Source organism: Rhodococcus sp. NPDC059969, assembly GCF_042738325.1.
Taxonomy (GTDB): Bacteria; Actinomycetota; Actinomycetes; order Mycobacteriales; family Mycobacteriaceae; genus Rhodococcus_F.
Genome location: NZ_JBHWUF010000001.1, coordinates 261,183 through 286,687, shown reverse-complemented (window position 1 = coordinate 286,687; position 25,505 = coordinate 261,183). Strand labels below are relative to the sequence as shown.

At 62.2% G+C, this 25,505-nt stretch carries 24 protein-coding genes and 1 tRNA gene; 9 read left to right on the top strand and 16 right to left on the bottom strand.

Annotated elements, in window-relative coordinates; genetic code table 11:
- Positions 1 to 3 precede the first annotated feature (3 nt).
- Positions 4 to 1,536: an AMP-binding protein gene (locus tag ACFWAD_RS01400; RefSeq protein ID WP_378540760.1), complete on the top strand. Its 1,533-nt coding sequence runs from the start codon at positions 4 to 6 to the stop codon at positions 1,534 to 1,536.
- A 4-nt stretch (positions 1,537 to 1,540) separates the two neighbouring features.
- Here the strand turns inward: ACFWAD_RS01400 and ACFWAD_RS01395 are convergent, their stop codons facing one another.
- Genes ACFWAD_RS01395 through rfbA form a run of 6 tightly spaced genes read right to left on the bottom strand, consistent with a single transcriptional unit; the run spans position 1,541 to position 6,382 of the window.
- Complete coding sequence (locus tag ACFWAD_RS01395) at positions 1,541 to 2,401, bottom strand: RimK family alpha-L-glutamate ligase (protein WP_378540757.1); 861 nt, start codon at positions 2,399 to 2,401, stop codon at positions 1,541 to 1,543.
- Between the two features lie 34 nt (positions 2,402 to 2,435).
- Positions 2,436 to 3,554 carry a S1C family serine protease gene (locus ACFWAD_RS01390; protein WP_378540754.1) on the bottom strand — a complete coding sequence of 373 codons (1,119 nt, stop codon included), beginning with the start codon at positions 3,552 to 3,554 and terminating at the stop codon, positions 2,436 to 2,438.
- Between the two features lie 42 nt (positions 3,555 to 3,596).
- Entirely contained in the window at positions 3,597 to 4,427 is an 831-nt protein-coding gene (locus ACFWAD_RS01385) for a glycosyltransferase family 2 protein (protein WP_378540751.1), read from the bottom strand.
- Positions 4,424 to 4,894 carry a GtrA family protein gene (locus ACFWAD_RS01380; RefSeq protein WP_378445565.1) on the bottom strand — a complete coding sequence of 157 codons (471 nt, stop codon included), beginning with the start codon at positions 4,892 to 4,894 and terminating at the stop codon, positions 4,424 to 4,426. Before ACFWAD_RS01380 ends, ACFWAD_RS01385 begins: the two co-directional genes overlap by 4 nt.
- Positions 4,894 to 5,505: a dTDP-4-dehydrorhamnose 3,5-epimerase family protein gene (locus ACFWAD_RS01375; protein WP_378540748.1), complete on the bottom strand. Its 612-nt coding sequence runs from the start codon at positions 5,503 to 5,505 to the stop codon at positions 4,894 to 4,896. The genes ACFWAD_RS01380 and ACFWAD_RS01375 overlap by 1 nt, the downstream gene beginning before the upstream one ends.
- 1 nt (position 5,506) lies before the next feature.
- Positions 5,507 to 6,382, bottom strand: a complete 876-nt coding sequence (gene rfbA, locus ACFWAD_RS01370) for a glucose-1-phosphate thymidylyltransferase RfbA (protein WP_378536579.1) — start codon at positions 6,380 to 6,382, stop codon at positions 5,507 to 5,509.
- A 107-nt stretch (positions 6,383 to 6,489) separates the two neighbouring features.
- Here rfbA and rfbB point away from each other — a divergent pair, with 107 nt between their 5' ends.
- Positions 6,490 to 7,497, top strand: coding sequence for a dTDP-glucose 4,6-dehydratase (gene rfbB / locus ACFWAD_RS01365; protein ID WP_378540746.1), 1,008 nt, complete (start codon positions 6,490 to 6,492; stop codon positions 7,495 to 7,497).
- On the opposite strand, the gene ACFWAD_RS01360 is transcribed toward rfbB, so the two are convergent.
- Both ACFWAD_RS01360 and ACFWAD_RS01355 read right to left on the bottom strand, forming a co-directional pair.
- Entirely contained in the window at positions 7,494 to 8,420 is a 927-nt protein-coding gene (locus ACFWAD_RS01360) for an NAD-dependent epimerase/dehydratase family protein (protein ID WP_378540743.1), read from the bottom strand. The two genes, rfbB and ACFWAD_RS01360, sit on opposite strands and share 4 nt — an antisense overlap.
- A 2-nt stretch (positions 8,421 to 8,422) precedes the next feature.
- Positions 8,423 to 9,451: a glycosyltransferase gene (locus ACFWAD_RS01355; protein ID WP_378536588.1), complete on the bottom strand. Its 1,029-nt coding sequence runs from the start codon at positions 9,449 to 9,451 to the stop codon at positions 8,423 to 8,425.
- Between the two features lie 107 nt (positions 9,452 to 9,558).
- On the opposite strand from ACFWAD_RS01355, the gene ACFWAD_RS01350 reads away from it, so the two are divergent.
- Complete coding sequence (locus ACFWAD_RS01350; RefSeq protein WP_378536591.1) at positions 9,559 to 10,242, top strand: class I SAM-dependent methyltransferase; 684 nt, start codon at positions 9,559 to 9,561, stop codon at positions 10,240 to 10,242.
- Here the strand turns inward: ACFWAD_RS01350 and ACFWAD_RS01345 are convergent.
- Positions 10,197 to 12,416, bottom strand: coding sequence for a hypothetical protein (locus ACFWAD_RS01345; protein ID WP_378540740.1), 2,220 nt, complete (start codon positions 12,414 to 12,416; stop codon positions 10,197 to 10,199). The genes ACFWAD_RS01350 and ACFWAD_RS01345 overlap by 46 nt on opposite strands.
- 136 nt (positions 12,417 to 12,552) lie before the next feature.
- Here ACFWAD_RS01345 and ACFWAD_RS01340 point away from each other — a divergent pair, with 136 nt between their 5' ends.
- Complete coding sequence (locus ACFWAD_RS01340) at positions 12,553 to 14,406, top strand: glycosyltransferase (RefSeq protein WP_378540737.1); 1,854 nt, start codon at positions 12,553 to 12,555, stop codon at positions 14,404 to 14,406.
- A gap of 3 nt (positions 14,407 to 14,409) precedes the next feature.
- Here ACFWAD_RS01340 and ACFWAD_RS01335 read toward each other — a convergent pair whose 3' ends face one another.
- From ACFWAD_RS01335 to ACFWAD_RS01310, 6 genes are all read right to left on the bottom strand, one after another.
- A complete protein-coding gene (locus tag ACFWAD_RS01335) occupies positions 14,410 to 15,237 on the bottom strand; it encodes a TylF/MycF/NovP-related O-methyltransferase (RefSeq protein ID WP_378540735.1) in 828 nt (275 codons plus the stop codon).
- A 46-nt stretch (positions 15,238 to 15,283) separates the two neighbouring features.
- Positions 15,284 to 16,372: a ribosome small subunit-dependent GTPase A gene (rsgA, locus tag ACFWAD_RS01330; RefSeq protein ID WP_378540732.1), complete on the bottom strand. Its 1,089-nt coding sequence runs from the start codon at positions 16,370 to 16,372 to the stop codon at positions 15,284 to 15,286.
- A 198-nt stretch (positions 16,373 to 16,570) separates the two neighbouring features.
- On the bottom strand, positions 16,571 to 17,467 hold the full coding sequence (locus tag ACFWAD_RS01325) for a glycosyltransferase (protein ID WP_019746444.1): 897 nt from the start codon (positions 17,465 to 17,467) through the stop codon (positions 16,571 to 16,573).
- The gene (locus ACFWAD_RS01320; protein WP_050655610.1) at positions 17,464 to 18,270 is read right to left on the bottom strand and encodes an ABC transporter ATP-binding protein; all 807 of its coding nucleotides are present in this window, start codon (positions 18,268 to 18,270) and stop codon (positions 17,464 to 17,466) included. Before ACFWAD_RS01320 ends, ACFWAD_RS01325 begins: the two co-directional genes overlap by 4 nt.
- A 10-nt stretch (positions 18,271 to 18,280) precedes the next feature.
- Positions 18,281 to 19,153 (bottom strand): ABC transporter permease, encoded by an 873-nt coding sequence (locus ACFWAD_RS01315; RefSeq protein WP_378540729.1) that lies wholly within the window; start codon positions 19,151 to 19,153, stop codon positions 18,281 to 18,283.
- 64 nt (positions 19,154 to 19,217) lie between these two features.
- Positions 19,218 to 19,787 (bottom strand): bacterial proteasome activator family protein, encoded by a 570-nt coding sequence (locus ACFWAD_RS01310; protein WP_378536607.1) that lies wholly within the window; start codon positions 19,785 to 19,787, stop codon positions 19,218 to 19,220.
- Between the two features lie 132 nt (positions 19,788 to 19,919).
- Here ACFWAD_RS01310 and ACFWAD_RS01305 point away from each other — a divergent pair, with 132 nt between their 5' ends.
- Complete coding sequence (locus tag ACFWAD_RS01305) at positions 19,920 to 21,122, top strand: cysteine desulfurase-like protein (protein WP_378540727.1); 1,203 nt, start codon at positions 19,920 to 19,922, stop codon at positions 21,120 to 21,122.
- 15 nt (positions 21,123 to 21,137) lie between these two features.
- On the opposite strand, the gene ACFWAD_RS01300 is transcribed toward ACFWAD_RS01305, so the two are convergent.
- Positions 21,138 to 22,127, bottom strand: coding sequence for an NAD(P)H-quinone oxidoreductase (locus ACFWAD_RS01300; RefSeq protein WP_192712875.1), 990 nt, complete (start codon positions 22,125 to 22,127; stop codon positions 21,138 to 21,140).
- Between ACFWAD_RS01300 and ACFWAD_RS01295 the strand changes: the two genes are divergently transcribed.
- From ACFWAD_RS01295 to ACFWAD_RS01280, 4 genes are all read left to right on the top strand, one after another.
- Positions 22,126 to 23,364, top strand: coding sequence for a lactate 2-monooxygenase (locus ACFWAD_RS01295; protein WP_378536612.1), 1,239 nt, complete (start codon positions 22,126 to 22,128; stop codon positions 23,362 to 23,364). The two genes, ACFWAD_RS01300 and ACFWAD_RS01295, sit on opposite strands and share 2 nt — an antisense overlap.
- A gap of 128 nt (positions 23,365 to 23,492) precedes the next feature.
- The gene (locus ACFWAD_RS01290; RefSeq protein ID WP_020968140.1) at positions 23,493 to 23,918 is read left to right on the top strand and encodes a MarR family winged helix-turn-helix transcriptional regulator; all 426 of its coding nucleotides are present in this window, start codon (positions 23,493 to 23,495) and stop codon (positions 23,916 to 23,918) included.
- 51 nt (positions 23,919 to 23,969) lie between these two features.
- Positions 23,970 to 24,059 (top strand) — tRNA-Ser (locus ACFWAD_RS01285).
- A 697-nt stretch (positions 24,060 to 24,756) separates the two neighbouring features.
- The gene (locus tag ACFWAD_RS01280) at positions 24,757 to 25,440 is read left to right on the top strand and encodes an MspA family porin (RefSeq protein WP_378540725.1); all 684 of its coding nucleotides are present in this window, start codon (positions 24,757 to 24,759) and stop codon (positions 25,438 to 25,440) included.
- Positions 25,441 to 25,505: the final 65 nt, after the last annotated feature.

Here is a 25,505-nt window from a genome sequence, read left to right as displayed (position 1 = left end):
ACGATGAACGAGGAACCGACGGCGACGGGCTTGCACGCGCAAACGGGATATGCGGATCTGATTCTGTCTGCGCTGCGGCGCCGACCTGACCACATCGCGTTTCGATTCACGGATCGGAACGGTGATCGGGCCGAGCTGACATATCGGCAGACCGAGGAACAGATCGAGCGGATTGCAGCGGTCCTCAGTCGCCTCACGCTGCCGGACGGAGGCGGAGTCGCCCTGCTTGCCGGTCCGTGCCCTGAAGCATTCACGGTCATGGCGGCAGCGTGTCTGGCAGGCGTGCGCTACACAGCACTCCACCCGCTCGCGACCGAAGAGAACGACAGAACGGTGTTGAAAGACAGTGGTACCGATCTCTTGTTGGTTGCCGACGGACAGTTCCAGGCGCGCGCCGATGCGGCACAGACTCGAGTGATGTCACTGTCGGCCCTCGAATCGGCGTGTGAATTGGCCGGGGAAGGAACACGTTCGGACTTCGATGGCCGCGGTCGAGCTTTGTATCTCTTCTACACCGGTGGCACTACCGGTGAGCCGAAAGGCGTCATGCTGAGAGACCGATCCTTGGTTGCCAATGCCTGGGCCTGCACCACGTGGGAATGGCCTTCGAGTACCAACATGCTGCTCACTACACCGATGTCTCATGCTGCCGGACTGCTTGTCGCGCCGGGTCTGCTGAGAGGTGCAAGCTTCGAGTTGCATAGGTCGTTCGACCCGGACAAGGTCATCGATGCAATCGAAAATAGCGGGGTTACAGCTACATTCGTGGTTCCTACGATGCTCTACGCTTTGCTCGACCATCCACGCCTGTCGGATACGAATCTGTCCGGGCTGAAGTGGATGCTTTACGGTGCCGCACCGATCGACCCCACCAGGCTCGCGCAGGCAGGGTCGGTTTTCGGGCAGATTCTGAGTCAGCACTACGGTCAAGCCGAAGCCCCGAATGCGTTGACGGTGCTCGATACACGTGAGCACACAGACGATCCCGCAGTTCTGGGGAGTTGTGGACGCGCGATGCCTGGCATCGAAGTGGTTCTGCTGGACGAGCAGGGAAACGAGACGGCGACCGGTGTACCCGGCGAGCTTTGTGTGCGAGGACCGCTTGTGATGGACGGTTATTGGAACAGACCTGAACAGAGCGCTGCAGCGCTCGCGAATGGTTGGTTGCACACCGGCGACGTTGCTCGGATCGACGAAACTGGGCTCATCTCGATCGTCGACCGCATCAAGGACACGATCATCAGTGGTGGATTCAATGTCTATCCGCGCGAAGTCGAGGACTCACTCGGAAAGCATCCCGCAGTGGCCGCATGTGCAGTATTCGGTGTCCCGGACCCTCGATGGGGAGAAGCGGTTACCGCCGCAGTCGTATTGAAGACGGGATGGTCGGTCACACCCGAGGAGCTCATCGCACATGTGAGATCGCACAAGGGTCCGATCTGGACGCCCAAGGAGATTTCAATTCTGGAAGCGCTCCCGCTCACCGCTTTGGGGAAGGTCGACAAGAAGGCACTCCGTAGTACCCCGCAGACGTAGCGCTTCACACACCTAGTGACGCGACAACTGCCCGTGCGAGGGCGTCGGGAGATTCAGGGGCGAAGGGCAGAAAGAGTTCGGGCTCGATCAATTCCACTTCCATGAGCAGTGGTTGATCCACTGGTCCCACGACGTCCACACGCGCATAAAGCAATTCGCCGGGTCGGCACGGAGCTGCGGCCAGTGCCGCGTCCGCCAACGCGAGTTCGGCGGTGGACGGTTCGTGGAGGTGGTTGGTTCCGCCGTGGTATTCCTGCACACGGAAGTCGTTGACGGCCGGGATCTTCCGGACCGCATGGGAGTAGCGTCCGCCGATGTGGATGATCGAGCGCTCGCCGTCGACGACGTCCGAGATGAAGGGCTGGACCAATGCGTCGTTGCCGCTCTCGAGGATGGAGCTGAGGTGAGCGTGGGCCTGGGCGGACCCGGCGGCAAATTTTCCCACTCCGACAGCGCCGGCGGACACCGCAGGCTTGACGATGACGTCGGCACTCTCGAACGAAGGGAGGGTGAGTAATTCGCTCTTTCCGGCGGTGATCACAGCGGTGGGGACGATGGGTACGCCGGCCGCGGCAAGTCCGGTCAGGTATCCCTTGTGGGCGTTCCACTTCACGATCGAGAGCGGATTGGCGATCGGAGCGGTCAGCTGATCGAGAACGGCGAGAAACTCCTCGAGGCGCTGCGTGTAGTCCCATGTCGACCGGATCAGAACCAGGTCGGCGTCGATGTCGTGGAGGGACGGACTCGACCACGGCGCCATTGTCGACGCAATGCCGTAGGTGGTGAGAGCTTCCATGACGAGTTTGCTTTCGACATCCGCCTCGCGGGCGGCGCCGTCACAGGTGAGCAGGAGAACCGTGGTCATGCCACGATGCTTTCACGGCTAGCGCCTTTGGAGGCTAGCGAGGTGGCCCCTCGTCGAGGACCAGCGAACCGGTCCCGGGTTGCCCGGTTGCATCCACCCACGTCACCGCGACGGTGTCGCCGGGGCGGCGCGAGCTCATCGCCGCGTTGAGATCAGCGGACGACGCGATCCGGCTGCCACCGAACTCGGTGATGACCGCACCTTTGGTCAGCCCCACCCGCTCGGCCGGCGAATCGAAGCTCACGGCAACAACTTCCGCGCCGGCCGGCATCTCCGCGTGGTCCTTGACTGCGACACCGAGCACGGGTGTCGGTCCCACACGCACGGTTTCGGAGGAGCGGCCACCGAGTACCTGCTCGACGATCGGTAGTGCGGTGTCGATCGGTATCGCGTAGGACTGAGGCGCCGGCGAGGTTTCGGTGCGGTCGGTGACGGCGTTTCCCGCGCTGCTGACACCGATCAGCTCGCCGACAGCGTTGACCAGCGGGCCACCGGAATCGCCGGGCCGGATGTCCGCGTCCACCTCGATGAGGCCCTTCAACTGGTTTCGCGATCCGTCGGACACGTTGCGGGTGTTGACGGTGACACCGAGGTTGGTGACGACGCCGGGAGCCGGGACGGGTACTCCGCCACCTTCGGCATTTCCGATAGCGGTGACGGCATCCCCACGAGCGGCTTCCGCGGACTTGCCGACCACTGCCACCGGCAGATCGGTGGCGCCCGCGAGGCGCAGGACGGCAAGGTCGCTGACGCTGTCGTAACCGAGGATCTCGGCGTCGTAGATCAGTCCGTTGGACATGCTGACGGCGGTGACGTCCGAGGCTCCGCTGATGACGTGGTGATTCGTGAGCACCACTCCGTCAGGGGAGAGCACGATCCCGGTTCCTGCGGTGGTGGTGAATCCGGCCGGCGCGGTGATGGTGACGATGGTGGGGACCACCCGGGCCGCGAGCTCCTCCGGGGAGAGCGGAACAACCGGCGCGGGTGGGGTGGTCGTGATGACCGTGACGGGCGCGGACTCGATCGTTCCCGGAGTCAGGGGCGGTGCGACCAGCGCGAGACCGCCGAGTCCGGCTGCGAGAACGACGGCCGTCCACAGGCCGCGTCTGCTCGCACGTTTGGTCATCCAGCCGTCCGTCCCGCCGGTCGTCATCCCATCGAGTGTGAAAGCTGAAGATTACCCAACCGGCAACGATCAAGACATGCGATGGCGCAACAACATGTAGACACCGCGACGCATGAACGAGGTGGCGAGTGCGCGAGCATCGCCGATTCGGACGTCCATCGCCGAGATCAGGGTCGGATCCGATTCCCGGAGATCTTTGTGGAATGCCGCTGCCTGGCGTGCCTGATCTTTGGCCAGACGAACACTCCACTGTCCGGCGTTGACCCGGAAGGACGCGAGCGGCTTGGCGATCGCATAAACGTCGCCCTGCAATGCGACTGCGGTGTAGGTGGCTTCGTCGATGACGTACGGGTTGGTGTCGTCCCACCAACCGATTGCCTTGAGAGCGGACCGCTTCATGAGCACACATCCGGGCTCACCGAAGATGTTCGCTCCTGCCGTCACCGTCTTTCGGGCTGCGTCAGGCCCGGTGACCAGTCCCTTCAACCCGGCCAGTCCGCGCGCGGAAAGGATGGTCTTTCCGTTTGCATCAACCAGTTTGCGTTGCGAGGCCACGAGTACAACCGATGGGTGCTCGTCGAATGCCGCGACCTGTTCCGCCAGGCACTCGGGGTAGATGGTGTCGTCACCGCACACGAGTTTCAGGAGTTCGCCGTTCGCGGCTTCGCTGACCCGGTCCCAGTTTCGCTTCGCTCCGCCGCCGGCTTCGGTCGTCAGGATTTCGATTCGCGGATCGTCGGCGTACCGGGCGAGGACCTTGACGGTGTCGTCGGTCGACGAATGATCCGAGATGATCAGTTCGAAGTCCTGATAGGTCTGATTCAGGATCGAGTCGATCGTCTCGGCAATGTAGTCGGCATTGTTGTAGGCCGGGACGACGACGGAAACACGCGGAGTCATGAGGTGCCTGTTCTCTTGTTTCGACTGAACGAGAAATCGCGGTAACCGAAGAAACTTGCCGTTGCGGTTACTGCAGTGATGACGAGTTGTGACGGGATGGGCGGAAAGTGCAAGACCGAGACGGCGACGGTCATCAGCGCAAGGTTGATCACGAAGGCGCCGAAGTTGACGACGACGAATCGCCAGAAGTCGCGCAGGAAGTGACCGCGAACTTCGAAGACCAGGTAGCGGTACATCGCAAAAGCACACAGCAGGTTGCAGACGTATCCGGCAACGATCGCGAAGTGGTAGCCGAACTGATCGCCGAGCGCGATCTGCCAGGCAATGAACCAGGCAGTTCCGAGAACTGTGTTGACTCCACCGACGAGCAGAAACGCAAGGGCCTGATTCTTGACGACGCGCATCAACGGACCCGGCCTGCCGTCCATTCCGGCGGGGGGTGTTGCAGTCGAATCCGGTGAAGCCATCAGCCTTCGCCGAACATGGGCAGCAGCCCGGCTGACACGGCATCTTGAAGCGACGGTGCTGCTGTGTCCTTTGCCGACAGCGTGATGTTCAAGGGCTCCCCGCCACGACCCACTGTGGGCCAGTCGATCGCGATGTCGGGATCGAGGGGATGAACCTCGTGCTCGCGTTCGGGGGCGTATCCCGTCGAGCACAGGTAGACCACCGTCGAGTTGTCCTCGAGGGAAATGAAGGCGTGCCCCAGCCCCTCGGACAGAAAGATCGCTCTGCGGTCGACATCGTCGAGAAGGACCGAATCCCACTGGCCGAAGGTCGGCGATCCGACGCGTAGGTCGACGGCGATGTCGAGGATCGCGCCTTTGACACACGTGACGTATTTGGCCTGGCCGGGAGGGACGTCGGCAAAATGGATGCCGCGTAGGACACCGGCAGCGGAGACCGAGCAATTGGCCTGCTGAAGGTCGAGCGTGCGGCCGGTGATTTCGGAGAATCCGGGTTCGCGGAACCATTCGAGGAAGACTCCGCGGTCGTCGCCGAACTGCTTGGGCGTGAATTCCCAGGCGCCGGGAACCTTCAATTCGCGATACTGGCTCATCACGTGAGTGTCTGCCATGTCACCAGTCCTTGCCGCGGTCGAGAAGTTCGAGAAGGTATTTTCCGTATCCGGATTTAAGGAGCTTTTCAGCCCGAATGCGTAGCTCGTCGTCGGTGATGAATCCGTGTCGCCAGGCAACTTCTTCGGGCGCGCCGATTTTGAGTCCCTGACGCTCCTCGATCGTGCGAACGTAGTTCGACGCGTCGAGAAGCGAATCGAAAGTTCCGGTGTCGAGCCACGCGGTGCCGCGAGGAAGTACTTCGACCTGGAGGCGACCAGCGTCGAGATATACACGGTTGACGTCCGTGATCTCGTATTCGCCGCGTGCCGATGGTTCGAGGTCTTTGGCGATGGCGACGACGTCGTTGTCGTAAAAATACAATCCGGGCACCGAGTAATTCGAGCGCGGGTTTGTCGGCTTCTCCTCCAGCGAGACGGCTTTGCCCTCGCGGTCGAACTCGATGACTCCGTAGGCCGTGGGGTCGGAAACCCAGTACGCGAAGACGGCGCCGCCGTCGATGTTCTCGAAGCGCGTGAGCTTACTGCCCAGACCCGGGCCGTAGAAGATGTTGTCACCGAGGACCAGCGCCGCGGATTCGGAGCCGATATGGCCGGCGCCGAGTACAAATGCTTGTGCGAGACCGTTCGGCTCGTGCTGGATCTGGTAGGTCAGGTCGACGCCGAACTGCGAGCCGTCGCCGAGTAACCGCTGGAACTGCGGTGCGTCGTCTTCTGTGGTGATGATCAAGATGTCGCGGATCCCGGCCAGCATCAGGGTGCTGAGTGGGTAGTAGATCATCGGTTTGTCGTAGACGGGGACCAGTTGTTTGCTCACGCCGAGCGTGATGGGGTGCAACCTCGACCCCGTGCCGCCCGCCAGAATGATTCCGCGCATGCCTCGAAGTGTTCCAGTGTTCGCTGGAGAAACAAATCTCGGGCGCACGGTATCGTGCGTGGCCGATAGGTTGATCGGTTCGATTCGGTGATCGTGGAGGCGCAAACGTGAGAGTTCTCGTGACTGGCGGGGCAGGCTTCATCGGCGCCAATTTCGTCCATCAGACGGTTGCGGAGCGTCCTGACGCCGAGGTCACGGTGCTCGACGCGCTGACTTATGCAGGCAACAAGTCTTCGCTCGATTCGATAGCCGACCGCATCACGTTTGTTCACGGCGACATCACCGATGCATCTCTCGTCGATGAACTGGTGGGCGCTGCGGACGTCGTCGTTCATTTTGCCGCCGAGTCGCACAACGACAATTCGCTCGCTGATCCGTGGCCGTTCGTGCAGACCAACATCGTGGGAACGTTCACGCTGCTGCAGGCTGTGCGCAAGCACGATGTCAGGTATCACCACATTTCCACCGACGAAGTGTACGGAGATCTCGAACTGGGCGATCCGGACCGTTTCACGGAGTCCACGGCGTACAACCCGTCGAGCCCCTACTCGTCGACCAAGGCATCGAGCGACATGTTGGTGCGCGCGTGGACGCGTTCCTTCGGCGTCCGGGCGACCCTGTCGAACTGCTCGAACAATTACGGCCCGTATCAACATGTCGAGAAGTTCATCCCGCGTCAGATCACTAATGTTCTCGCCGGATTGCGTCCCAAGTTGTACGGCGACGGTTTGAACGTCCGTGACTGGATTCACGTCGACGACCACAACAGCGCGGTCTGGGCGATCATCGACGGTGGCCGGATCGGTCAGACCTACTTGATCGGCGCCGACGGTGAGGTGAACAACCGAACCGTCATGGAGTCGATTCTGCAGATACTGGGTCGCGGCGCCGACGAGTTCGATTTTGTCACCGATCGCCCGGGTCACGACGTGAGGTACGCGATCGATTCGAGTCTGCTCCGGGAAGAACTGGGCTGGTCACCTCGCTACGAGGACTTCCGCAGTGGTCTGGAAGCAACAATCGACTGGTACCGCGACAACGAAGCGTGGTGGCGTCCGCAGAAGGACGCAACCGAGCAGGCATACGTGGCCGCGGGGGAGAAGACCACCTCCTAGCGTGCAGCCAGATTACGACGGATGGAGTCGAGGGTCGACGCTATTCCGGCAGGCAACGGGCGATGTGTGCGCTGGTCCAGATCAGTCCACACGGTCGATCGCAGCCTCAGGTCGCGGGCTTGCGCCGAGGCGAGTGGAGAACTGGCGAGCACCACGTTCGGGCGTTTTCTGAATACCGTGTGGCAGGCGCCGAGGATCGCTCCGATGGTGACGCTGCGTCCGGACGCGTAGATCTTGGTGATCGTTGCTTCCGGCGATGTTTCCGCTCGAGTAAAGCTGTCGACCACCATTTCGGCGGCATCGGAGATGTAGATGTAGTCCCGAAGCGTGTCCATGGGGACATAGATCGAAATGGGCATCGACAGTAGATAGCCCCGGCACAGATGCGAAATCAGGCCTTGGGGTTTCGCGAGATTCTGGCCCGGACCATATAGATTCGCGAATCTTCCTATGACAGTACGGTTTCCGCTTCTGGAGCCGAATTCGTGAACAATCGATTCGGCATCGAGCTTTGCTCGCCCGTAGTCGGCCAGTGGTCTGGTGGCGCTTGTTTCGGTGTGCGGTGCGCCAGGAGCCCCGGCGTAGACGCCGCCGGCGGACGAAGCGTGGAAGACGGTCCCGACGCCGGCACCTGCGGTCCTCAACTCGTCCAGGACGTCCTTCATGAGTTGGTTCTCGCGAGCGAACTCGTCACTGCTCGTACCGTTCACACCTGCGCCGGCGCACCACGCCATTCGCCACGGGCCACCGGCTGCGTCCGTAACCAGTTTTCTGGCATCGGCGAACAGGATTTCCCTGGCCAGAGCGGGTTCGCCCCAGGGGACGCGGCTGGTGCGAATTTCGGTCCCACGGCGATCGAGTTCGCGGGCCACAGAGCTGCCGAGGAGGCCGCCGCTGCCGACTACCCACGTGGGGACATCCATTGCTACGCGGGTGGCTCGGTGGCGTTCCGGCGCCCCAATGGGCCTGCCGCGGGGTCGCTGACGATGAGATACGGCGGCTTTCCCATTGCTGTCTTGACCGCGACACCGATGTATTCGGCGATCACACCCAACGAGAAGAGCACTGCCCCGAAACCGAACAGCATCACGATCATCGTCGACGCCCATCCACGTACCTCGACGCCGGCGTCGAAGAACACGTACGACGCCAACACGTAGAGGACGATGACGAGGCCACCGACGGCAAACAGGAAACCGATCAGGCTGACCATGCGAAGGCCTTTGGTGCCGCTGGAGAGCACCATTCGCCAGAAATGCGACAGCAGGCTTCTGAGGTGGTATCCGGATGCGCGTCCGCGTTCCTCGCGCAGTTGAACCGGACTGGTGGTGACCTCGCCGGCGATCCAGCCGAGCGCCACGTCGAGATATGCCTCGGATCCGGCGTATGCGGCGACCGACCGTCCGACCTCGCCGAGGACGAGGCGGAAGCTTTGATACTTCACGGAGTTCTCGGACGAGAGAATTTTGGTGGTCAGCCATTTCGACGACTTCGACGCCGCGTTCCGTAGCGCTCCGTGGGGTGCCGCGTTCACTGGTTGCGCGTAGACGAGGGTGGCTTGTTGGTCCAGTGCAGTGTCGAGGAGTCCACCGATGTCCGCCGGGTTGTGCTGGCCGTCCTCGTCCATGGTGACGACCCATTCGCCCCCACTCGATGCCATTCCCGCCAGTGTTGCCGGGTGTTGGCCGAAGTTGCGTGAGAGCCAGATGGGTCGGATGAAGTCGTGTCGTCTCGCCAGTTCACGGATGACGGCAGCTGATCCGTCCGGACCGTGGTCGAAGACGAGAAGGACTTCTTCGACGACCAGCGGTCGCCCGCCGGGAGTGGTCTGCGTTTTCGTCAGGGGGAGTATCTCGTCGATGAGAGCATTGAGAGTGCGTTCGCCCTGGTAAACCGGCACGACGACGGAAATTCGGTGCGGTTGCACCGACTCGGGTGTGCCATCGGTCTTCACAGGCGGGGAGTGTATACGTCGCCAGGGGTCGGCTTCTCGGCGTGGGGGCGTACGTGTCGGCGAATCGTGTAGTTATGATCCGGATCACTCGACGAAAGTGAGTCCCGGTGGCCGAGTTCGAAGATCACACGAACGATCGACGCAAGAACAATCGAGAGAACACCGGCGTTCCTGGGAGAGCCGACATGGCTGACGGCGGTGACACCACCGACACCGAGTACACCGCGAGGTTGCGGGAGCTACAAGGCGCCAGATGGAAGCGCGTCCTGAATGTCCAAGCGCCCTATCAGTGGAATATCAGACGATTCCTCGGTGGCCGGAGAGTCCTCGATGTCGGCTGCGGAATCGGCCGGAATCTGCGTAATCTTCCCCCTGGCAGCGTCGGGGTGGACCACAACGAACATTCGGTGGAGTTCTGCCGATCGCTCGGTTTCGAGGCGTACTCGTCGGCGGAATTTCACGCCGATAGCGATCCGCGAACCTTCGACGGAATGCTGATGGCGCATCTCCTCGAGCACCTTCCGGCGGGCGAAGCCTCCGGCATCGTCGCCGAGTACCTTCCTTTCCTCGAACCGGGCGCGACAGTCATGCTGATCTGCCCTCAGGAGCGTGGCTTCGCCAGCGATCCCACGCACACCGTCTTCCTCGACGGCGTCGACCTCGAAAAGATCTGTGCGGACAACGGTCTTGTCGTCAGGCGCTCGCTGTCGTTCCCCTTTCCTCGGTGGATGGGGAAGCCGTTCATCTACAACGAGTCCGTGGTGATCGCGGAGGTTCCGTCCAGGCTCTGACGCCTGTCGCGGTAGTAGATCACGGAGAGACCGGCGAGGAGAACGAGTCCGAAGCCCATTCCGACGAAGCCGATCCGCTGTCCTGGAGACCGGAAGTTGATCACGAGTTCGGCGTTGTCCGTGCCTGGCGGCAGATCGACGTAGAGGTACGTTCCGCCGAGACCTTTGGTGGGGATGGGTTCGCCGTCGAGGGTCGCGGTGTAGCCCGGCCATGCCAACCGTGCGAAGACGACGCTGCCACCGCCCGGTGAGCTGACTCGTACACGCTCGCTCTTGACGCTCATGTACTCGGACCGTGCGTCGGCATTGACCGTTGCGGACACCCGGCCCGATTGATCGGAGATCGGGCCGGCGTCGCGTTCGAGGATGTAGATCTGTTCTTGGGCGACCTCGGGCACGTCTGCCCAGTGCCATCCGGGCGGGGCGGGCTCGTTGTCGGCGCCCGGGTACTGCTTGCGCTGAAGGACGACGCGGTCGAGCAGCATCAGGTCTGCGCTGGTTCTGCCGGTGTATTCGTCCGGCCTGAACACATTTCGATAAGCGTCGTCGCAGGTCGAACCGTCGAATCCCATGCACAACAGTGATGCGAAGTCGGCGTGGCCGACGGGGGTGTACGCGTTCACGTAGTCGAGATCGAGGACCTTCGCGTAGTTTCCGTACACCTGCGAACTCCACGGTAGTTCTGTCGTTTCGGCATCGATTCGGATCAGCGCGCGATTGCCGAGCTGAAGGGTCGTGCCCGGGAAATCCGGAAAGTTCGCCTTGGCTTCGGATTGGCTGGTCGGCAGGTACCACTTGTTCAGTGCCTGCGGATACGCGATCACTTGATAAAGGGTCACCGGAGCGATGGTGAGAATCAGTAGACCCGCGATCGCCGGGGCGCCGTATTTACGACCGAGATAGATGGCGAGTGCTCCGACAGCGATGATCACGACAGCCCAGGTGAGATGTCGGATGAAGTACTGCGGACCCGAGGAACTGGCGCGAATCATCAAGACGAACACGATCAACGCTGCAGCGGTGACGCGGGATCGCAGCTTGTCCAAAGTCCCGAATCGGCTCAGCAGCACCCCGAGCAACACCAGGGAGAACACCGCGACGAAAGGAAGTAGCCGTGCCGGCCACCGAATCTGACCGATGTCGCTGGGACCAGCGGTGAACAGCAGAATGAACGCCAGCAGCAGCAGCGGGGTTACCAAATCTCGCAGCGACCCCTGTGCTTTCCGCCAGCCGATGAAAGCCAGTGCCGGTATCGCGAACCACGCGATGTACGTGATCGGTGCGTAGGTGGTCTCACCTGTCCAGGACTCGATGCTCGAAACCGACGACGGAATGCTCGCTGTGAGCGTTTCCGACCACGGAGCGGTCAGGAAGTTGTCGTTGAACGTGCCTTCTTCGCCGGTGCGCCAGGTGACCGCAGAGGAGAGCAGGCCGGGCAGAAATGTGATGGCTCCGCAGGCGGCGGCCGCGATGCCGACAAGACCGAGCTTCACCGTTGTCCGCCATTGCGGACTGCGGATGTATTCGCCCAGCATCAGTGCCCCGACGGTCACTCCGGCCATCAATGCCGCGTGGACGTAGCCGACGCTGATCGCGAGGTAGAGGAAGACGAACACCGGTATCGGCCCCGACCGGCCGCGGGCATAGCGAATGCCGCTTGCCCATGCCTGCACCACCCACGCCATTCCGATCACCGACGTAACCCACGACGGGTACTCGAAATACAGAGTGAAACCGGCAAAGGGAACTGCGCTTCCGGCGACGGCCGCCCAATAAGGGCGAGCTCCGTATTCGAGACAGACTCGATAGACGCCCCACCCGAGGATGATCGCGAATGCCAGCTTGACCAGCGTGGCCAGTAGAGCGAGATTGTCGACGGACGGTGCGATGTAGTTGATGAAGATCTGTACCGGGTTCCACAGCCCACCCTGGCCTTCGACCGGATAGTTACCCGCCATCCATTGATCCAGGACCAGCGACGGGAATTGACCCTCTCTCATCAGATGGCCCAGCTGAACCCAGTTGCCGACAGCACCGGATTCGGTGTCGTCGACGTAGAAGTAGCGAGGGTCCACCGTGACGATCGCCAAGAATGCGAGGCACACGACTGCTGGGATCACAGCGCCCCAGCTCCAGCGTTCCCGACGGGTGGGAGCGGGTAGTTCGAGTGTCAAGGGATCTCCAGGTCGCACGGGTGGATGCACCAGAGACAGTAGCCGAGGCCGTGTTTTCGAGTTTCGGGGGCAATTCCACCTCGGATACCCTGCGAGTGACAGGTACAGATTTTTCAAGATTCACGGTAGGAGTCATATGCCCGAGCAGGTAAAGGTGGGGGTGCCGGAGAACGGGCAGGTCAAGGCTCACCGTTTGGTGGTCCAGCGCGGCGTGTTCGTCGGGATGTCGCCGATAGTCAACGACGACCTGTACGTCGAGTTCCGGAAAGGCTCCGGTGAGCGGACCCGGCACCGAATTGCTCTCGACAAGGGCGCGCGGATCAGCACCAACACCTACTTCGGGCGTTTCGCCGCCAGCTACTGGCAGCGGTGGACGACTGTCACCGAGGTCGAGGCATCGCTGCGAATCGAGAGCGAGGGCCGGTTCCGCGTCCGGATGGTCGCTTCGGATATCGCCGGGCATCGCCGCATCCTCGAAACCCGCGACGGATCGGGGTCTTCGGAGGTCGCATTGACCTCACCGTTGGACAAGTTCGTCGACGGCGGCGCCCTGTGGCTCGAGGTGGATTCCCTCGACGCTCCGATGGTGATCGAGAACTTGGAATGGACCGTGGCAGCTCCGGAGACGGTTCGCCCGGTCTCGGTGGCGATCTGCACCTTCAATCGGGCCGACGATTGCGCCGAGACGGTTGCTGCGCTGGCCTCCGACGCTACCGTGCGTGCCCTCATCAGTTCGGTTTATGTCGTCGATCAGGGTAACGACTTGGTGAAAGATCGGGCGCGCTTCGTCGAGGCGGCAGACAAGCTCGGCGACAAGTTGCAGTATCTTCAGCAGCCGAATCTCGGTGGAGCAGGCGGCTTTCCACGCGGATTGTTCGAGGCGACGTCCACGGGGGTGGATGTCGCCGACGTCATCCTGATGGATGACGACATTCTGTGTGAGCCGGAAACAGTGTTGCGCCTCAATGCCTTTGCCAATATGACGGTGGAACCGACTTTGGTGGGTGCGCAGATGATGTATCTGCTCAATCCCGATTTTCTCAATGTCGGCGCAGAAGACGTGGATCTGAAGACCCTCCACCACGGGCAGCGAGTGCCCAAGGCTCTCATCAACACGAGCATGCTCAAGAAGCGCCAAGAGCGTCGAGTCGACGCGGGATACAACGCCTGGTGGACATGCCTGATCCCCGCCGAAGTTGTCGAAGCCATCGGATTGCCCGTTCCGATCTTCTTCCAGTGGGATGACGTGGAGTACGGAATCCGTGCTCGGAAAGCGGGATTCGTCACCGTCACGTTGCCCAATGCTGCCGTGTGGCATGCCGACTTCTACTGGAAGGACTTCGACGACTGGGCGCGCTACTTCAGTACGCGCAACTCGCTCGTCGTCGGGTCACTGCACAGCGACCTTGACACCAAGGGACTCTCACGTCAGTTCTTCCGTCAGATCTCCGAATTCCTCGTCGGAATGCAATACGGCCTGGCATTCACGACGCTCAAGGGCATCGAGGACTACCTCGACGGTCCGGAGGCGTTGCGGGACGGCGGCATCGAGGCGATGGCAAGTATCCGCGCCGGCCGAGCGCAATATGCGGAGACGATCAAACACGACGCTGCCACGGCTCCGGTTCCCTCGAACGAACTCCACACCGAGCGCGCCGGCGGCGAACCGAGCCTGATGCGAGTGATCCTGGCCAAGCGTGCGGTGGACCAGTGGTTGGGTCGCACCCGCGGCGGACTGATCAATATCCCGCGCGAAGACGCGCATTGGTGGCACATCTCGCGGTTCGACCATGTTGTCGTCACCGATGCTTCGCAATCGGGGGTACGCATCCGGCAGAGAGACAAGGCTACGGCGCGCGCTCTCCTTGTCCGAACGGTCAAGCTACTGCGTCGGTTCCAGAAGGAAGCCCCTGCCGTGTCGGCGAAGTACCGTGCTGCGATGCCGGAACTCACGAGTCGAGAGAACTGGGCACGTCTTTACGAGAAGTGATTCTCAGCTGGTGATCTCGACGATGACCTGCTCGTTGGCGACGGTGTACCCGAGATATTCGAACGAGATGCCGGTGCGTGTGACGAACTCCGTCCACGCCCGGTACTCGTGCTGCTTCCATCCGGGATAGTTGAAGAACTCGTCGAAGACCACAATCGACCCGGGTACCAGTCGGTCGCCGAGGAGATCGAGCACCGTCTTGGTGGACGAGTAGAGGTCGGCGTCGAGGTGCAGGAACGCAACGGGGCCGGGTTCGTCGTTCAGGAACGAGGGCAAGGTGTCCTCGAAGAGGCCCGGAACAAGTTGCGCCCCTAGGACTTCGGGTATGGATTCCTGAGCGAACTCGCCGGCCGGGAACCCGGTCCGCCACGTCTCAGGAAGGCCGGAGAACACGTCGAAACCCGCGACGGTTCCGTCACGCTCGGTGAATGCCTCCGAGACGATCCTGAGTGTGGTTCCGCTGGCAACGCCGAATTCGAGTGCCATGCCGGGTATTTCGATCAAACTCAGGGCATGGCGCAGCGTGTCGTGTGGGTGGCCGAATGTCTCGGCGACGCGAAGGTGTTCGAGGATGAATTCGGCGGTCGACGCCGTCGCTTCCAGGTCCACGGCGTAGGCCAGATCCCGTCGCTGACGAAATTCCAGCTCGTCGATCCTGGACCGGAGGCCCGCGATGTCACCGCGGGCCCCGGCCAGTTCCTCACGTGAGAGCGTCAGCGCATCGAGGATCTGTTGCGTGCGATCTGCGTTGCGCCGGTCGGCGGCCTCGACCACCTCGGATACCGCACGCTGAAGCTTGGTCCTGGCGCTTGAACGGAACCGCTCGAACATGGCAACCTCTCGTCGGGATCACCCCCATGCTGCCAGGATTCGTTCGCTACCGTTCGCGACCGCGGTAGTGACTCTTGAGTTGTCGGGAGATCACTTTGATCTCCCGCGTCCTCTCTGCCTGCAGACGAGCATCGCTTCGCGCAGCATTCCACGCGTTCTCTCGCTGTAGTTTCCGGTAGCTCGCGAGTCTTCGCTCATCGATATCGCCGCGCCCGAGTGCGCCCAGGACTGCGCATCCCGGCTCGGAGTTGTGTGCGCAATCGGAGAACCGGCACTCTGCAATCAGCTCCTCGATCTCGGGGAACGCCTTGTCGATCCCCTCTGCCGCGTTCCACATCCCAACCCCTCGCAGGCCGGGTGTGTCGATCAGCGTCCGACCGCCGGAGAAGGGGATCAACTCTCTGGTGACGGTGGTGTGGCGTCCCTTTCCGTCGCCGGCCCGAACGCGACCGGTCTCGAGTCGGTTGTTTCCGGTGGTTTCTGTGGGGAGCGCTGTGTCGGCGAGGAGGGCGTTCGCGAGCGTCGACTTACCGGCGCCGGATGGACCGAGTATCGCCACGGTGCCGTCCAGAACTGCATCGAGTACATCCATTCCTTCGTTGGTCTCGGCACTGACGGCCAGCACTGTTGCGCCGGGCGCAACAGCAGAGACCTCGGCGAGAGTGTCGGAGATATAGTGAGCTGCATCGGATTTGGTAAGTGCGACGACAGGTGTCGCGCCGCTCTCCCAAGTGAGTGCGAGTAGCCGTTCGATGCGCCCGAGATCGACGTCGCCGTCCGAAGCCGTGGCAATGACGACGGTGTCGAGATTGGCCGCCAGAATCTGGCCTTCCGATTTTCCGGATGCCGAGGATCGGACGATACTGCTCGATCGGGGGAGTATCGAAGTGACCGTGTGCATTTCGGGCTCGCGTGAGTCCGGCACCTCGACCACGGACACCCAGTCGCCCGTGCAGAGCGGATCGCTGCCGCTGAGTGCGCGGACGGTGCCTTCGGCGGTGGCCACGTCACACCGTCCGCGGTCGACGCGAAGAACGCGCCCGGGTGCGGAGTCCGGTGAGGCAAGGGTAGTGAATTTATTCGAGAGTGTTGCGTTCCAACCGTATTCGGTCAGGAGCGTGCGGTTTTCCGACATGGTGAGTGTGTCCTCGAGTATGAAGAAGTGTGAATGTTGACGGTGCTGAAACTGCGGAACACGACAGTCATCAATACTCACTCCTCGTAAACCTCGGGACGCACCATGCGTCGGATCAGAATGCTCTCAGCCGCAGACGCGACTGTGCAACTGATTTAAAAGAGATGGGGGTAACTGATTCAACTCAGGACGGCTGACTTAACTCGGGCGTTCGAACTTTTCTTCCCGGCCGAGCTTGCGCAGTCGCATCCACTCGCGCAGTCCTGCCGGATCGCGGCGTGTGATCAGGAAGTACCAGCCGAACCGAACCCATTCCTGCGGAAGCAGTTTCCGCATTCCCGGTTGGGCGAGGATGTACCCACGGTTGCGGTACGTGAAGTAGCGCTTCGTGTCGTTGTCGGGGTACTGCGTGTGCATGCGTCCGCCGAGGATCGGCTTGAACTCGTCCGCGCCGTTGGGGTGGACGTAGGCAGTTTGCAGGCAGGTACCGAACTTCAGGCCGGAGCGCACGAGGCGACGGTGTACCTCGACCTCGTCGCCGCGGACGAACAGGCGTAGATCCGGAACACCGACGGCATCGATCGCGTCGGCGGTGAACAGTGCGCCGTTGAAGAGGGACGCGATACCGGGCAGGAGATCCTCGTCGCCGAGTTCGGAACGCAACCGGCGCCACGACGTGCCGCGGCGAAGTGGGAAAGCGAGGCGGTCGGGGTTGTCGATGTCGCAGACGACGGGGGAGACCTCGGCCAGGTCGTTTCGAATTGCACAGTCGAGCAGTGTTTCCAGGACTTCGGGACCCTCCGGGCGCCCGTCGTCGTCTGCGAGCCAGACGCGGTCGGCGCCGAGCGAAAGTGCGTAGAGAATGCCCAGAGCAAATCCTCCGGCACCGCCGAGGTTGTGCTGAGAACCGATGTAACTGGTCGGCAGTGGAGCGTTGTCGACGAGCTCTTTCACATCAGCTTCGTCGGCATTGTCGACGACAACAAGATGGTCGAGCGGCCGCGACTGGGTGCTGAGGACCTTCAGGGATTCGGCCAGCAGTTCACGCCGCTTGTGCGTGACGACGACCCCGATGATTTTCTCGGGTGCGCTCACGGGGTGCTCTCCCGTTCCATTTCCTTGATGACGTGGCGCACATGCTCTGCGGCGTCGTCACCTTCGTAGGCGCGCACGACGTCTTCGATGTCGCCTTGCATGCGGATCTGGCCGTGGTCGATCCACATGGCGCTGTTGCACAGCTGGGCGAGGAATTCGTTGGAGTGGCTGGCGAATACCAGGATGCCGGAGCGTTCCACCAGCTTCTGAAGCCGGATGCGAGCTTTCTTCATGAATTCGGCGTCGACAGCCCCGATGCCTTCGTCGAGTAGCAGGATCTCGGGATCGATACTGGTGACGACGCCCATGGCAACGCGCACGCGCATGCCGGTGGAGTACGTGCGCAACGGCATCGAGAGGTAATCACCAAGTTCGGTGAATTCCGCGATGTCGTCCATTTTCGCGAGCATCTGCTTGCGGGTCTGACCGAGGAACAGGCCGCGGATGATGATGTTCTCGTAGCCGGAGATCTCGGGGTCCATGCCGACGCCGAGATCGAAAACAGGTGCGACGCGTCCGCGAATACTGGCGGATCCTCGAGTGGGTTCGTAGATTCCGGAGAGCAAGCGCAGCAGGGTGGACTTTCCGGCGCCGTTGTGGCCGACCAGCCCTACACGATCGCCCTCTTTGAGGTTCATCGTGATGTCTTTCAGGGCTTCTACGACCACGACATCGGAACTGTTGCGGCCGATGGCGCCACCTGCTTTGCCGAGGAATGCCTTCTTCATCGACCGGGACTTCGCGTCGAAGATCGGGAAGTCGACGCAGGCGTTGTGCGTTGAGATGTTCACATGTTCGGTCATTGCGATGTCCCTAAACCCAGTAGGGCACGCGGGCCCGGTATTTGCGAAGCGCCAGCAAGGCGACGGCCCACCCGACCACGGTGATCGTGATGACGATGTACCAGTGGTAAAGCTCTTGGGGCTGCCCGATCATCGGCGCGCGGACGATGTCCAGGTAATGGAACAGCGGATTGAGTTCGGCGATCTTTGCGCGATCTCGGACGGCGCCGCCCTGAGCCTCGAGGCTTTGCGTTGTCCACATGATCGGTGTCAGCACGAAAAGGAGCAACGTCAGCGAAGACAGAATCGGTGCGATGTCGCGGTATCGAGTGGCGAAGATGCCGAACACGATCGAGACCCACAGTGCATTGAGCACGATAAGTCCCAACGCCGGGATCGCGGCTAGCGACGCCCAGCTCAGATTCCGCCAGACTCCGAACGCGACCACCATGACCACGTAGATCAGGAGGTTGTGTGCGAAGAACAGAATTTGCCGCCACACCAGACGGTAGATGTGCACGCTCAAGGCCGATGGCAGCTGTTTGATCAGGCCTTCGTTGGCGACAAAAACTTCGGAACCCTCGATGATCGAGGCATTGATGAGGTTCCAGACGATCAGGCCCACCGTCACGTACGGCAGGAACTCCTGGAGTGGCATGTCCAACAGGGCCGCGTACAGGATGCCGATGGCGGTGGCCTGCACGCCGGTGGCGATCGTGATCCAGAACGGTCCGATCACCGACCGGCGGTAGCGCTGTTTGATGTCCTGCCAGCCGAGGCTGAGCCACAACTCACGCTGATTCAGACCGTCGCGAAGGTCTTTGAACGCACGACGGAACGTCTGGGAGTCGGACACGGGCGCGGGTGCGCCCGGCGTCTCGGATTCGATTGCGGATGCTGACACGGAGGTCGAGCCTACCGGCCTGGCGTCGGAGCCGGTTTTCCCGCGGACTTCGTGGTGGTCCGGGTTACAGATACTGGCCGGTTCCTGGGCTCTGTTGGTCCGGATGTGCCGGTGAATGCGGAGCCCCGATGCTCATGCCGGGAGGCAGTGCGCCCTGACGCATTTGTTCGAGCTGAGCGCGCGCTGCCATCTGCTGGGCGAACAGTGCGGTCTGAATTCCGTGGAACAGTCCTTCGAGCCAGCCGACGAGTTGGGCCTGTGCGATGCGTAGTTCGGCGTCCGAGGGAATGGAGTCGTCGGTGAACGGGAGGCTCAGTCGCTCGAGTTCCTCACGGAGTTCGGGTGCCAGGCCCTGTTCCAGTTCTCGGATGGACGAGGTGTGGATGTCCTTGAGGCGCTTGCGGCTGGCGTCGTCGAGCGGCGCGGCGCGCACTTCCTCCAAGAGTTGTTTGATCATCGTGCCGATTCGCATGACCTTGGCCGGCTGCTCGACCATCTCGGCGACGGACTCGGCTTCGGATTCCGCGCCTTCGGTGGTGCCGGAAGCGGCGGCTTCTGCCTCGGCCGCCGGCATCGCGACGGGTCGACCGTCGGGTCCGATAACGAGTACCTGCTCTTTGTCGGGGTTCGTCATGCTTCCATCTTGTCGTGTGTGGGCGACAAACGCCGCTTAACCCCCGGAAAGTTAGCTATCGAATAACTGTACTGACGGGTAATTGGGTGACTGCCTTCGACTAAGCGGGCGTCTGCACCTAGAGTGTCGAGCATGGCTTACGACGTTGCCCGCGTACGGGGGTTGATTCCCTCACTCGGTGACGGCTGGATCCACCTCGATCCGCAGGCCGGAATGCAGATCCCGGACGCCGTCTCGCGGACGGTCTCCACCGCGTTCCGTGCCTCTGCATCTTCTTCCTCCGGTCGCCACGTCTCAAACCGTCGTAGTGCTGCCATTCTCGACAGTGCGCGCACCGCGGTCGCCGATCTGGTCGGCGGAGATCCTGCGGGAGTCGTTCTCGGATCAGACCGAGCGGTGTTGTTGGCTTGGCTCGCCGAGTCGCTCAGTTCGCGTCTGGGCCTCGGAACCGGTCTCGTACTCTCGCGCCTCGACGAAGAGGCGAACGTCGCGCCCTGGCTTCGCGTGGCCAGTCGCTACGGCGCTCAGGTGCGATGGGCCGAGGTCGAAATCGAAACGTGCGAACTCCCGAGTTGGCAGTTCAACGATCTCATCACCTCGACGACTCGCTTGGTGGCCTTGACGGCCGCATCACCGGTCGTCGGTTCGGCTCCGAACGTCCGCGCCGCAGCTGATCGTCTGCACGAATTCGGTGGGCTGATGGTGGTCGACGCCGTCGGCGCAGCGCCATATGCGCATGTGGACATGGCTGATCTCGGAGCGGACATCGTCGCCGTCAGTGCGCCGTCGTGGGGTGGTCCACAAGTCGGTGCGCTCGTTTTCCGAGATCCCGGATTGCTCGACAGAATTCCTGCCGTGTCTCTCAATCCGTATGCCCGTGGCGCCGAGCGGCTCGAGGTGGGCGGTCATCAGTTCGCGCTGCTGTCCGGGCTCACGTCGTCGATCGATTTCCTGGCCGGGTTGGACGAATCGGCAACCGGAACTCGGCGCGAGCGACTGGAAACCTCGATCAGCTCGCTGCAGGACTACCAGGACGGTCTGTTCGATCACCTCATGCGTTCGCTCGCAGCCCTGCCCAACGTGATGGTGATCGGCGGCGCACCCACGCGGGTGCCGACGCTCAGCTTCACGCTCGAGGGCATGGCGGCAGACAAGGTCGCGGCGCATCTGGCCGACAAGCGCATCGCGACGGTCAGCGGTACGCACGGCGGTTCCAGGCTGCTCGACGCCCTCGGTGTCAATGACGAAGGTGGCGCGGTCACCGTCGGCCTTGCGCCGTACACGACGCGGTACGAGATCAATCAGCTGGTCGCCGAACTCGGCGCCCTGGGCTGATCGACCCCGCTCGGCTCACTTCACGGTGAGGATGACCTTGCCTACGGTTTCCGGCGAATCCAGCAATTGATGGGCTAATGGCGCCTCGGTGATCGGAAGTTCGGTCGACACGATCGGTTGAACCGATCCGTCTGCGATCAGCGGCCACAGCTTCGCGCGGACGTCGGCGACGATGTCCGCTTTACCGCCGGGGCCGGTGAGCGGACGCCCACGCAGGCCCGTCGACGTGATGTTTCCGCGCTTGCCCATCAGCTTGGCGATGTCGACCTCGCCCTTGCGGCCACCCTGCATTCCGATGATCACGACGTGGCCGTCCATGGCGAGTGCGTCGACGTTGCGTCCGAGATACGACGCTCCCATGTTGTCCAGAACCACGTCGGCGCCGTGGTTGTCAGTGGCTTCGGCGAGTGATGCTACGAAGTCGCTGTCGCGGTAGTTGATCAGAATGTCCGCGCCCAATTCGCGGCAGCGGTTCAATTTTTCCTCCGAACCCGCGGTAACTGCGACGCGGGCGCCGAGGGCTTTGCCGACCTGGATGGCGTGGGTGCCGATTCCGCCGCCACCGCCATGGACGAGGAGGACCTGTCCGCGTCGTAGACCTCCGCGCATCACGACGTTGGACCACACCGTGCACGCAACTTCCGGCAGGGACGCGGCGACACGGAGATCGACGCCCGCGGGAACCGGGAGAAGTTGTGTTGCCGGGACCGCAACCTTCTCGGCGTAGCCGCCGCCGGCCAGCAATGCGCAGACTTCGTCGCCGACGGACCAACCGGTGACGTCTTCGCCGAGTTCGGTGATCACACCCGAGCATTCGAGGCCGAGGATGTCACTCGCGCCGGGCGGCGGCGGGTAGAAGCCTTGACGTTGGAGCAGGTCGGCGCGGTTGACCGCGGTCGCGGCGACCTCGACGAGTACGTGCCCGCGAGGTAGTTCAGGATCGGGCTGTTGCGCCCATTTCATGACCTCGGGACCGCCGGGCTGATCGATCGTTATGGCGTACATGGATACGACGCTAGCGAATCTCCCCGCTGACGGGTGTTTTGCCGCTACCGTCGCGGACGTGACTTACTTCGGGAACATGCAGAACGAGATCTATCTGACGGGACTGAGCGGCGCGAAGCCGGCTTTGCCGATGACTGCGGCGGGCTTGGAAGATGCCGCGCGCGAGCAACTCTCACCGGAGGCTTTCGGATACATCGCCGGTAGCGCGTCGACCGAACGGACCGCGGTGTCGAATCTGCGGGCGTTCGACAAGCATGCGATTGTGCCGCGGATGTTGCGGGGGACTGCGGCGCCCGACGCACGCGACCTGGGCGTCGAGGTGTTGGGGACGCGGTTGGCCGCACCGATCCTCACCGCTCCGGTGGGCGTGCTCGGCTTGGTCCACGACGACGCCGAGGTTGCTGTCGGTTCGGTCACTGCCGAGTTGGGGATCGGATCAATTCTTTCGACGGCGGCATCCTCGACCATCGAAGACGTCGCGGCGGCCTCCGGCGAGAACTGGTGGTACCAGCTCTACTGGCCGGCCGACGACGAGCTTGCCGAGTCGTTTGTCCGCCGAGCGGAGACGGCGGGCGCAAAGGCTATCGTCCTGACTGCCGACACTCCCGGTATGGGTTGGCGTCCAAGGGATCTCGAGCTCGGTCACCTTCCGTTCCTGCAGGCGAAGGGTATTGCAAACTACCTGTCGGATCCGGTGTTCCGCGCCAAACTGGCGACGCCTCCCGAGGAGAGTGCAGAAGCCTTGCAGATCGCGGTTCTGACGTGGGTGTCGTTGTTCGGCAATCACGCGGTGCGGATCGCGGATATCGCGAAACTTCGCCAGTGGACGACACTTCCGATCGCGGTGAAGGGAATTGTCCACCCCGACGACGCACGTGAGGCCGTCGCGGCCGGCGCCAACGGCATCGTCGTGAGCAACCATGGTGGGCGTCAGGTCGACGGGTCGATTTCGGCACTCGATGCTCTCGGTCCCGTCGCTGATGCGGTGGGGGATGAGGTGGACATCCTGATGGACTCCGGAATTCGTTGTGGTGCAGACGTAATCAAGGCTCTGGCCTTGGGTGCCGATGCAGTGCTGTACGGGCGGCCGTGGGTGTACGGATTGGGATTGGCCGGAGCGGACGGAGTGCGTCATGCGCTCCGGAGTCTCCTGGCCGACCTGGATCTCACGATGGGGCTGGCGGGGCTGGCATCGGTCGCCGAAATCGACCGTTCGATCCTGATGTCCAATTCGTGACTTTAGGGTGAGTCTTACTGTGACGGGCGGACACAGGTCTAAACTTGGAACCTGTGACAGCTGAAGCGACAACCGAGGAGACATCGCAGGCGGCGCACGGTGAGACACCGTGGCTGACGCCATGCGAGATGCGTGCATGGCGCGGCTACATGGACGGTAATCAGCGCCTCATGGAGGTTCTCAACCGCGAACTGCAGGATTCACACGACCTGTCGTTGGCCGATTACCGCATTTTGGTCATGCTCTCGGAGTCAGCTGACGGGTCGTTGCGGATGAGTGACCTGGCAGACGGCGTGCTGTCTTCGCGGAGCCGCCTCACGCACCAGATCAGGCGGATGGAATCTCAGGGCATCGTCGTGCGCGACACTTGCGTCGAAGATGGTCGCGGCGTGCTCGCGCGGATCACGGAAGAGGGTAGGCGTCGCCTCGCCGAGGCGGCACCTACTCACGTGGCCGGGGTTCGGAACAATCTGGTCGATCTGCTGACTCCCCAGGAACTGGACGTGCTGGCAGACGTCTTCGAGAAGGTCGACAAAGCCATCGGCGAGCGCTGACTTCTGGAGCCGTTTTCGCGGTCCGTGGGAACACCCGATAGGATCGCCCACGGAAGCGTGGCAGAGCGGCCGAATGCACTCGCCTTGAAAGCGAGCGTGGCGTTAAACCCACCGGGGGTTCAAATCCCTCCGCTTCCGCCAAATGTTCGTTGTTCAAACCCAGCCCGCGCGAAAGCGTGGGCTGGGTTTTTTCGTGCCCTACGAAGCGCAGGAGCGTCGAGGAGTCGGATGTGTAGCGAACTTTGCCGCCCTGGGGTCGCCAGGCGAAGCAATGGCTTCGCCACTGCGGTGCTGCGTCCGATGTTGCGGCAATCTGCCGGTTCTCGTTGTGCTGTGGTGAACGATCAGCCACTGCGACGCTCGGCGACGAGAGTTCCGGGTGATCGCATCGGGCGGCTGGTGGTCAATTCGATTCCCTCCTTGGCTAGATGGGCTCGTGGTTTGCGCGGCCTCCTTGCGCTTGGTGCCCGAATGAGCTGCGCGCCACCAATTAACTGTTGACCGTTCAACAAGTTTGCGCGGCCATATCGCCAGAGGCCGCGTTGCATGCAATCTGCTGAAATGCTCCGGATCGTGCCTTGTTTGCACGTTTGCTCGACTGTCACCACTGGGCGGGATGGTCCAAGTTTGGTGTCGTTCGCCACATTGGGACCTAAGTCCCCTTCCCTGCTCTGGGCCCTGTCGATATGTATCTGTTACCGGAAGTTCACCGCTAGTCTCCGATAGTTGGTCGCGGGAGCCTGTTGAAAAACGGAACGCTTGGTACTGTCCGGTAACTTGCATTTAGTTAGTGTTCAGCTACCAAATTGGTTGCTGGTCCGCGACGTAGGAGATACTCATGGCAACCGAATTGAAAGCACGAACATCTCGCCGTCGATCGAGGGCTGCGGTGGGGCTTGCGGCGTGTGCGGTTGCCGCGCTGTCGTCTGGTGTGGTCTTCGCAGGGGGCGCATCGGCAACGCCGACGGCGTTGGCGGACAAATTCGCGAGCACGGTCACCGATGACGGCTGGTCGTTGGATCTTGCCGCCACGAAACTGTCGGCGAACCCGGTGCCGAATCTGGCGACGACGGCGTTCACCCGTGAGGGGTTCGTGTCGGCGAAGGTGACCGGCACGATCGGCGGTCAGGGTGATTCGGCAGTGATGACCGGTTATGTCGAGCAGGGGTTGCAGATCGGCTGCCAGATCGATGTTTCATCCGGACTTGGCTTGGGGCTTGGCTTTTCGCTCGGCCCGTCTGTCGGTGTGAGTATTTCGGGTGTCCCGTCGGCGAACGTGGGTGTGAATGCTTCGGTGAATCCGAGTATTCAGTCGACGATTGCGCCGGGCACCATCACGACGATTCCGTTGGGGAAGAAGGATCTCGGGTCGTCGAAGGTGTCGATCACGGCAGAGAACGTGCACGTGAAGGTTGATGCGTGCATGGGGCCGGTGACGATCCGCTCGTATGCACAACTCTCGGTGTCGACGGCGACGTCGGACAACACGTTGTTCGTGTACTCCGATCCGACCTGGCTCTAGACGCCTGACGGGGCACCGTCAGGGCTGCCGTCGAAATCCGATCCGTGCAAGTCGCCGTGTCCGCG

Coding starts and splice junctions, on each gene's coding strand:
- ACFWAD_RS01400 (WP_378540760.1), top strand. CDS start 4: ATGAACGAGGAACCGACGGCGACGGGCTTGCACGCGCAAACGGGATAT.
- ACFWAD_RS01395 (WP_378540757.1), bottom strand. CDS start 2,401: ATGACCACGGTTCTCCTGCTCACCTGTGACGGCGCCGCCCGCGAGGCG.
- ACFWAD_RS01390 (WP_378540754.1), bottom strand. CDS start 3,554: ATGACGACCGGCGGGACGGACGGCTGGATGACCAAACGTGCGAGCAGA.
- ACFWAD_RS01385 (WP_378540751.1), bottom strand. CDS start 4,427: ATGACTCCGCGTGTTTCCGTCGTCGTCCCGGCCTACAACAATGCCGAC.
- ACFWAD_RS01380 (WP_378445565.1), bottom strand. CDS start 4,894: ATGGCTTCACCGGATTCGACTGCAACACCCCCCGCCGGAATGGACGGC.
- ACFWAD_RS01375 (WP_378540748.1), bottom strand. CDS start 5,505: ATGGCAGACACTCACGTGATGAGCCAGTATCGCGAATTGAAGGTTCCC.
- rfbA (WP_378536579.1), bottom strand. CDS start 6,382: ATGCGCGGAATCATTCTGGCGGGCGGCACGGGGTCGAGGTTGCACCCC.
- ACFWAD_RS01360 (WP_378540743.1), bottom strand. CDS start 8,420: ATGGATGTCCCCACGTGGGTAGTCGGCAGCGGCGGCCTCCTCGGCAGC.
- ACFWAD_RS01340 (WP_378540737.1), top strand. CDS start 12,553: ATGCCCGAGCAGGTAAAGGTGGGGGTGCCGGAGAACGGGCAGGTCAAG.
- ACFWAD_RS01335 (WP_378540735.1), bottom strand. CDS start 15,237: ATGTTCGAGCGGTTCCGTTCAAGCGCCAGGACCAAGCTTCAGCGTGCG.
- rsgA (WP_378540732.1), bottom strand. CDS start 16,372: ATGTCGGAAAACCGCACGCTCCTGACCGAATACGGTTGGAACGCAACA.
- ACFWAD_RS01320 (WP_050655610.1), bottom strand. CDS start 18,270: ATGACCGAACATGTGAACATCTCAACGCACAACGCCTGCGTCGACTTC.
- ACFWAD_RS01310 (WP_378536607.1), bottom strand. CDS start 19,787: ATGACGAACCCCGACAAAGAGCAGGTACTCGTTATCGGACCCGACGGT.
- ACFWAD_RS01305 (WP_378540727.1), top strand. CDS start 19,920: ATGGCTTACGACGTTGCCCGCGTACGGGGGTTGATTCCCTCACTCGGT.
- ACFWAD_RS01295 (WP_378536612.1), top strand. CDS start 22,126: ATGGATACGACGCTAGCGAATCTCCCCGCTGACGGGTGTTTTGCCGCT.
- ACFWAD_RS01300 (WP_192712875.1), bottom strand. CDS start 22,127: ATGTACGCCATAACGATCGATCAGCCCGGCGGTCCCGAGGTCATGAAA.
- ACFWAD_RS01290 (WP_020968140.1), top strand. CDS start 23,493: ATGCGTGCATGGCGCGGCTACATGGACGGTAATCAGCGCCTCATGGAG.
- ACFWAD_RS01280 (WP_378540725.1), top strand. CDS start 24,757: ATGGCAACCGAATTGAAAGCACGAACATCTCGCCGTCGATCGAGGGCT.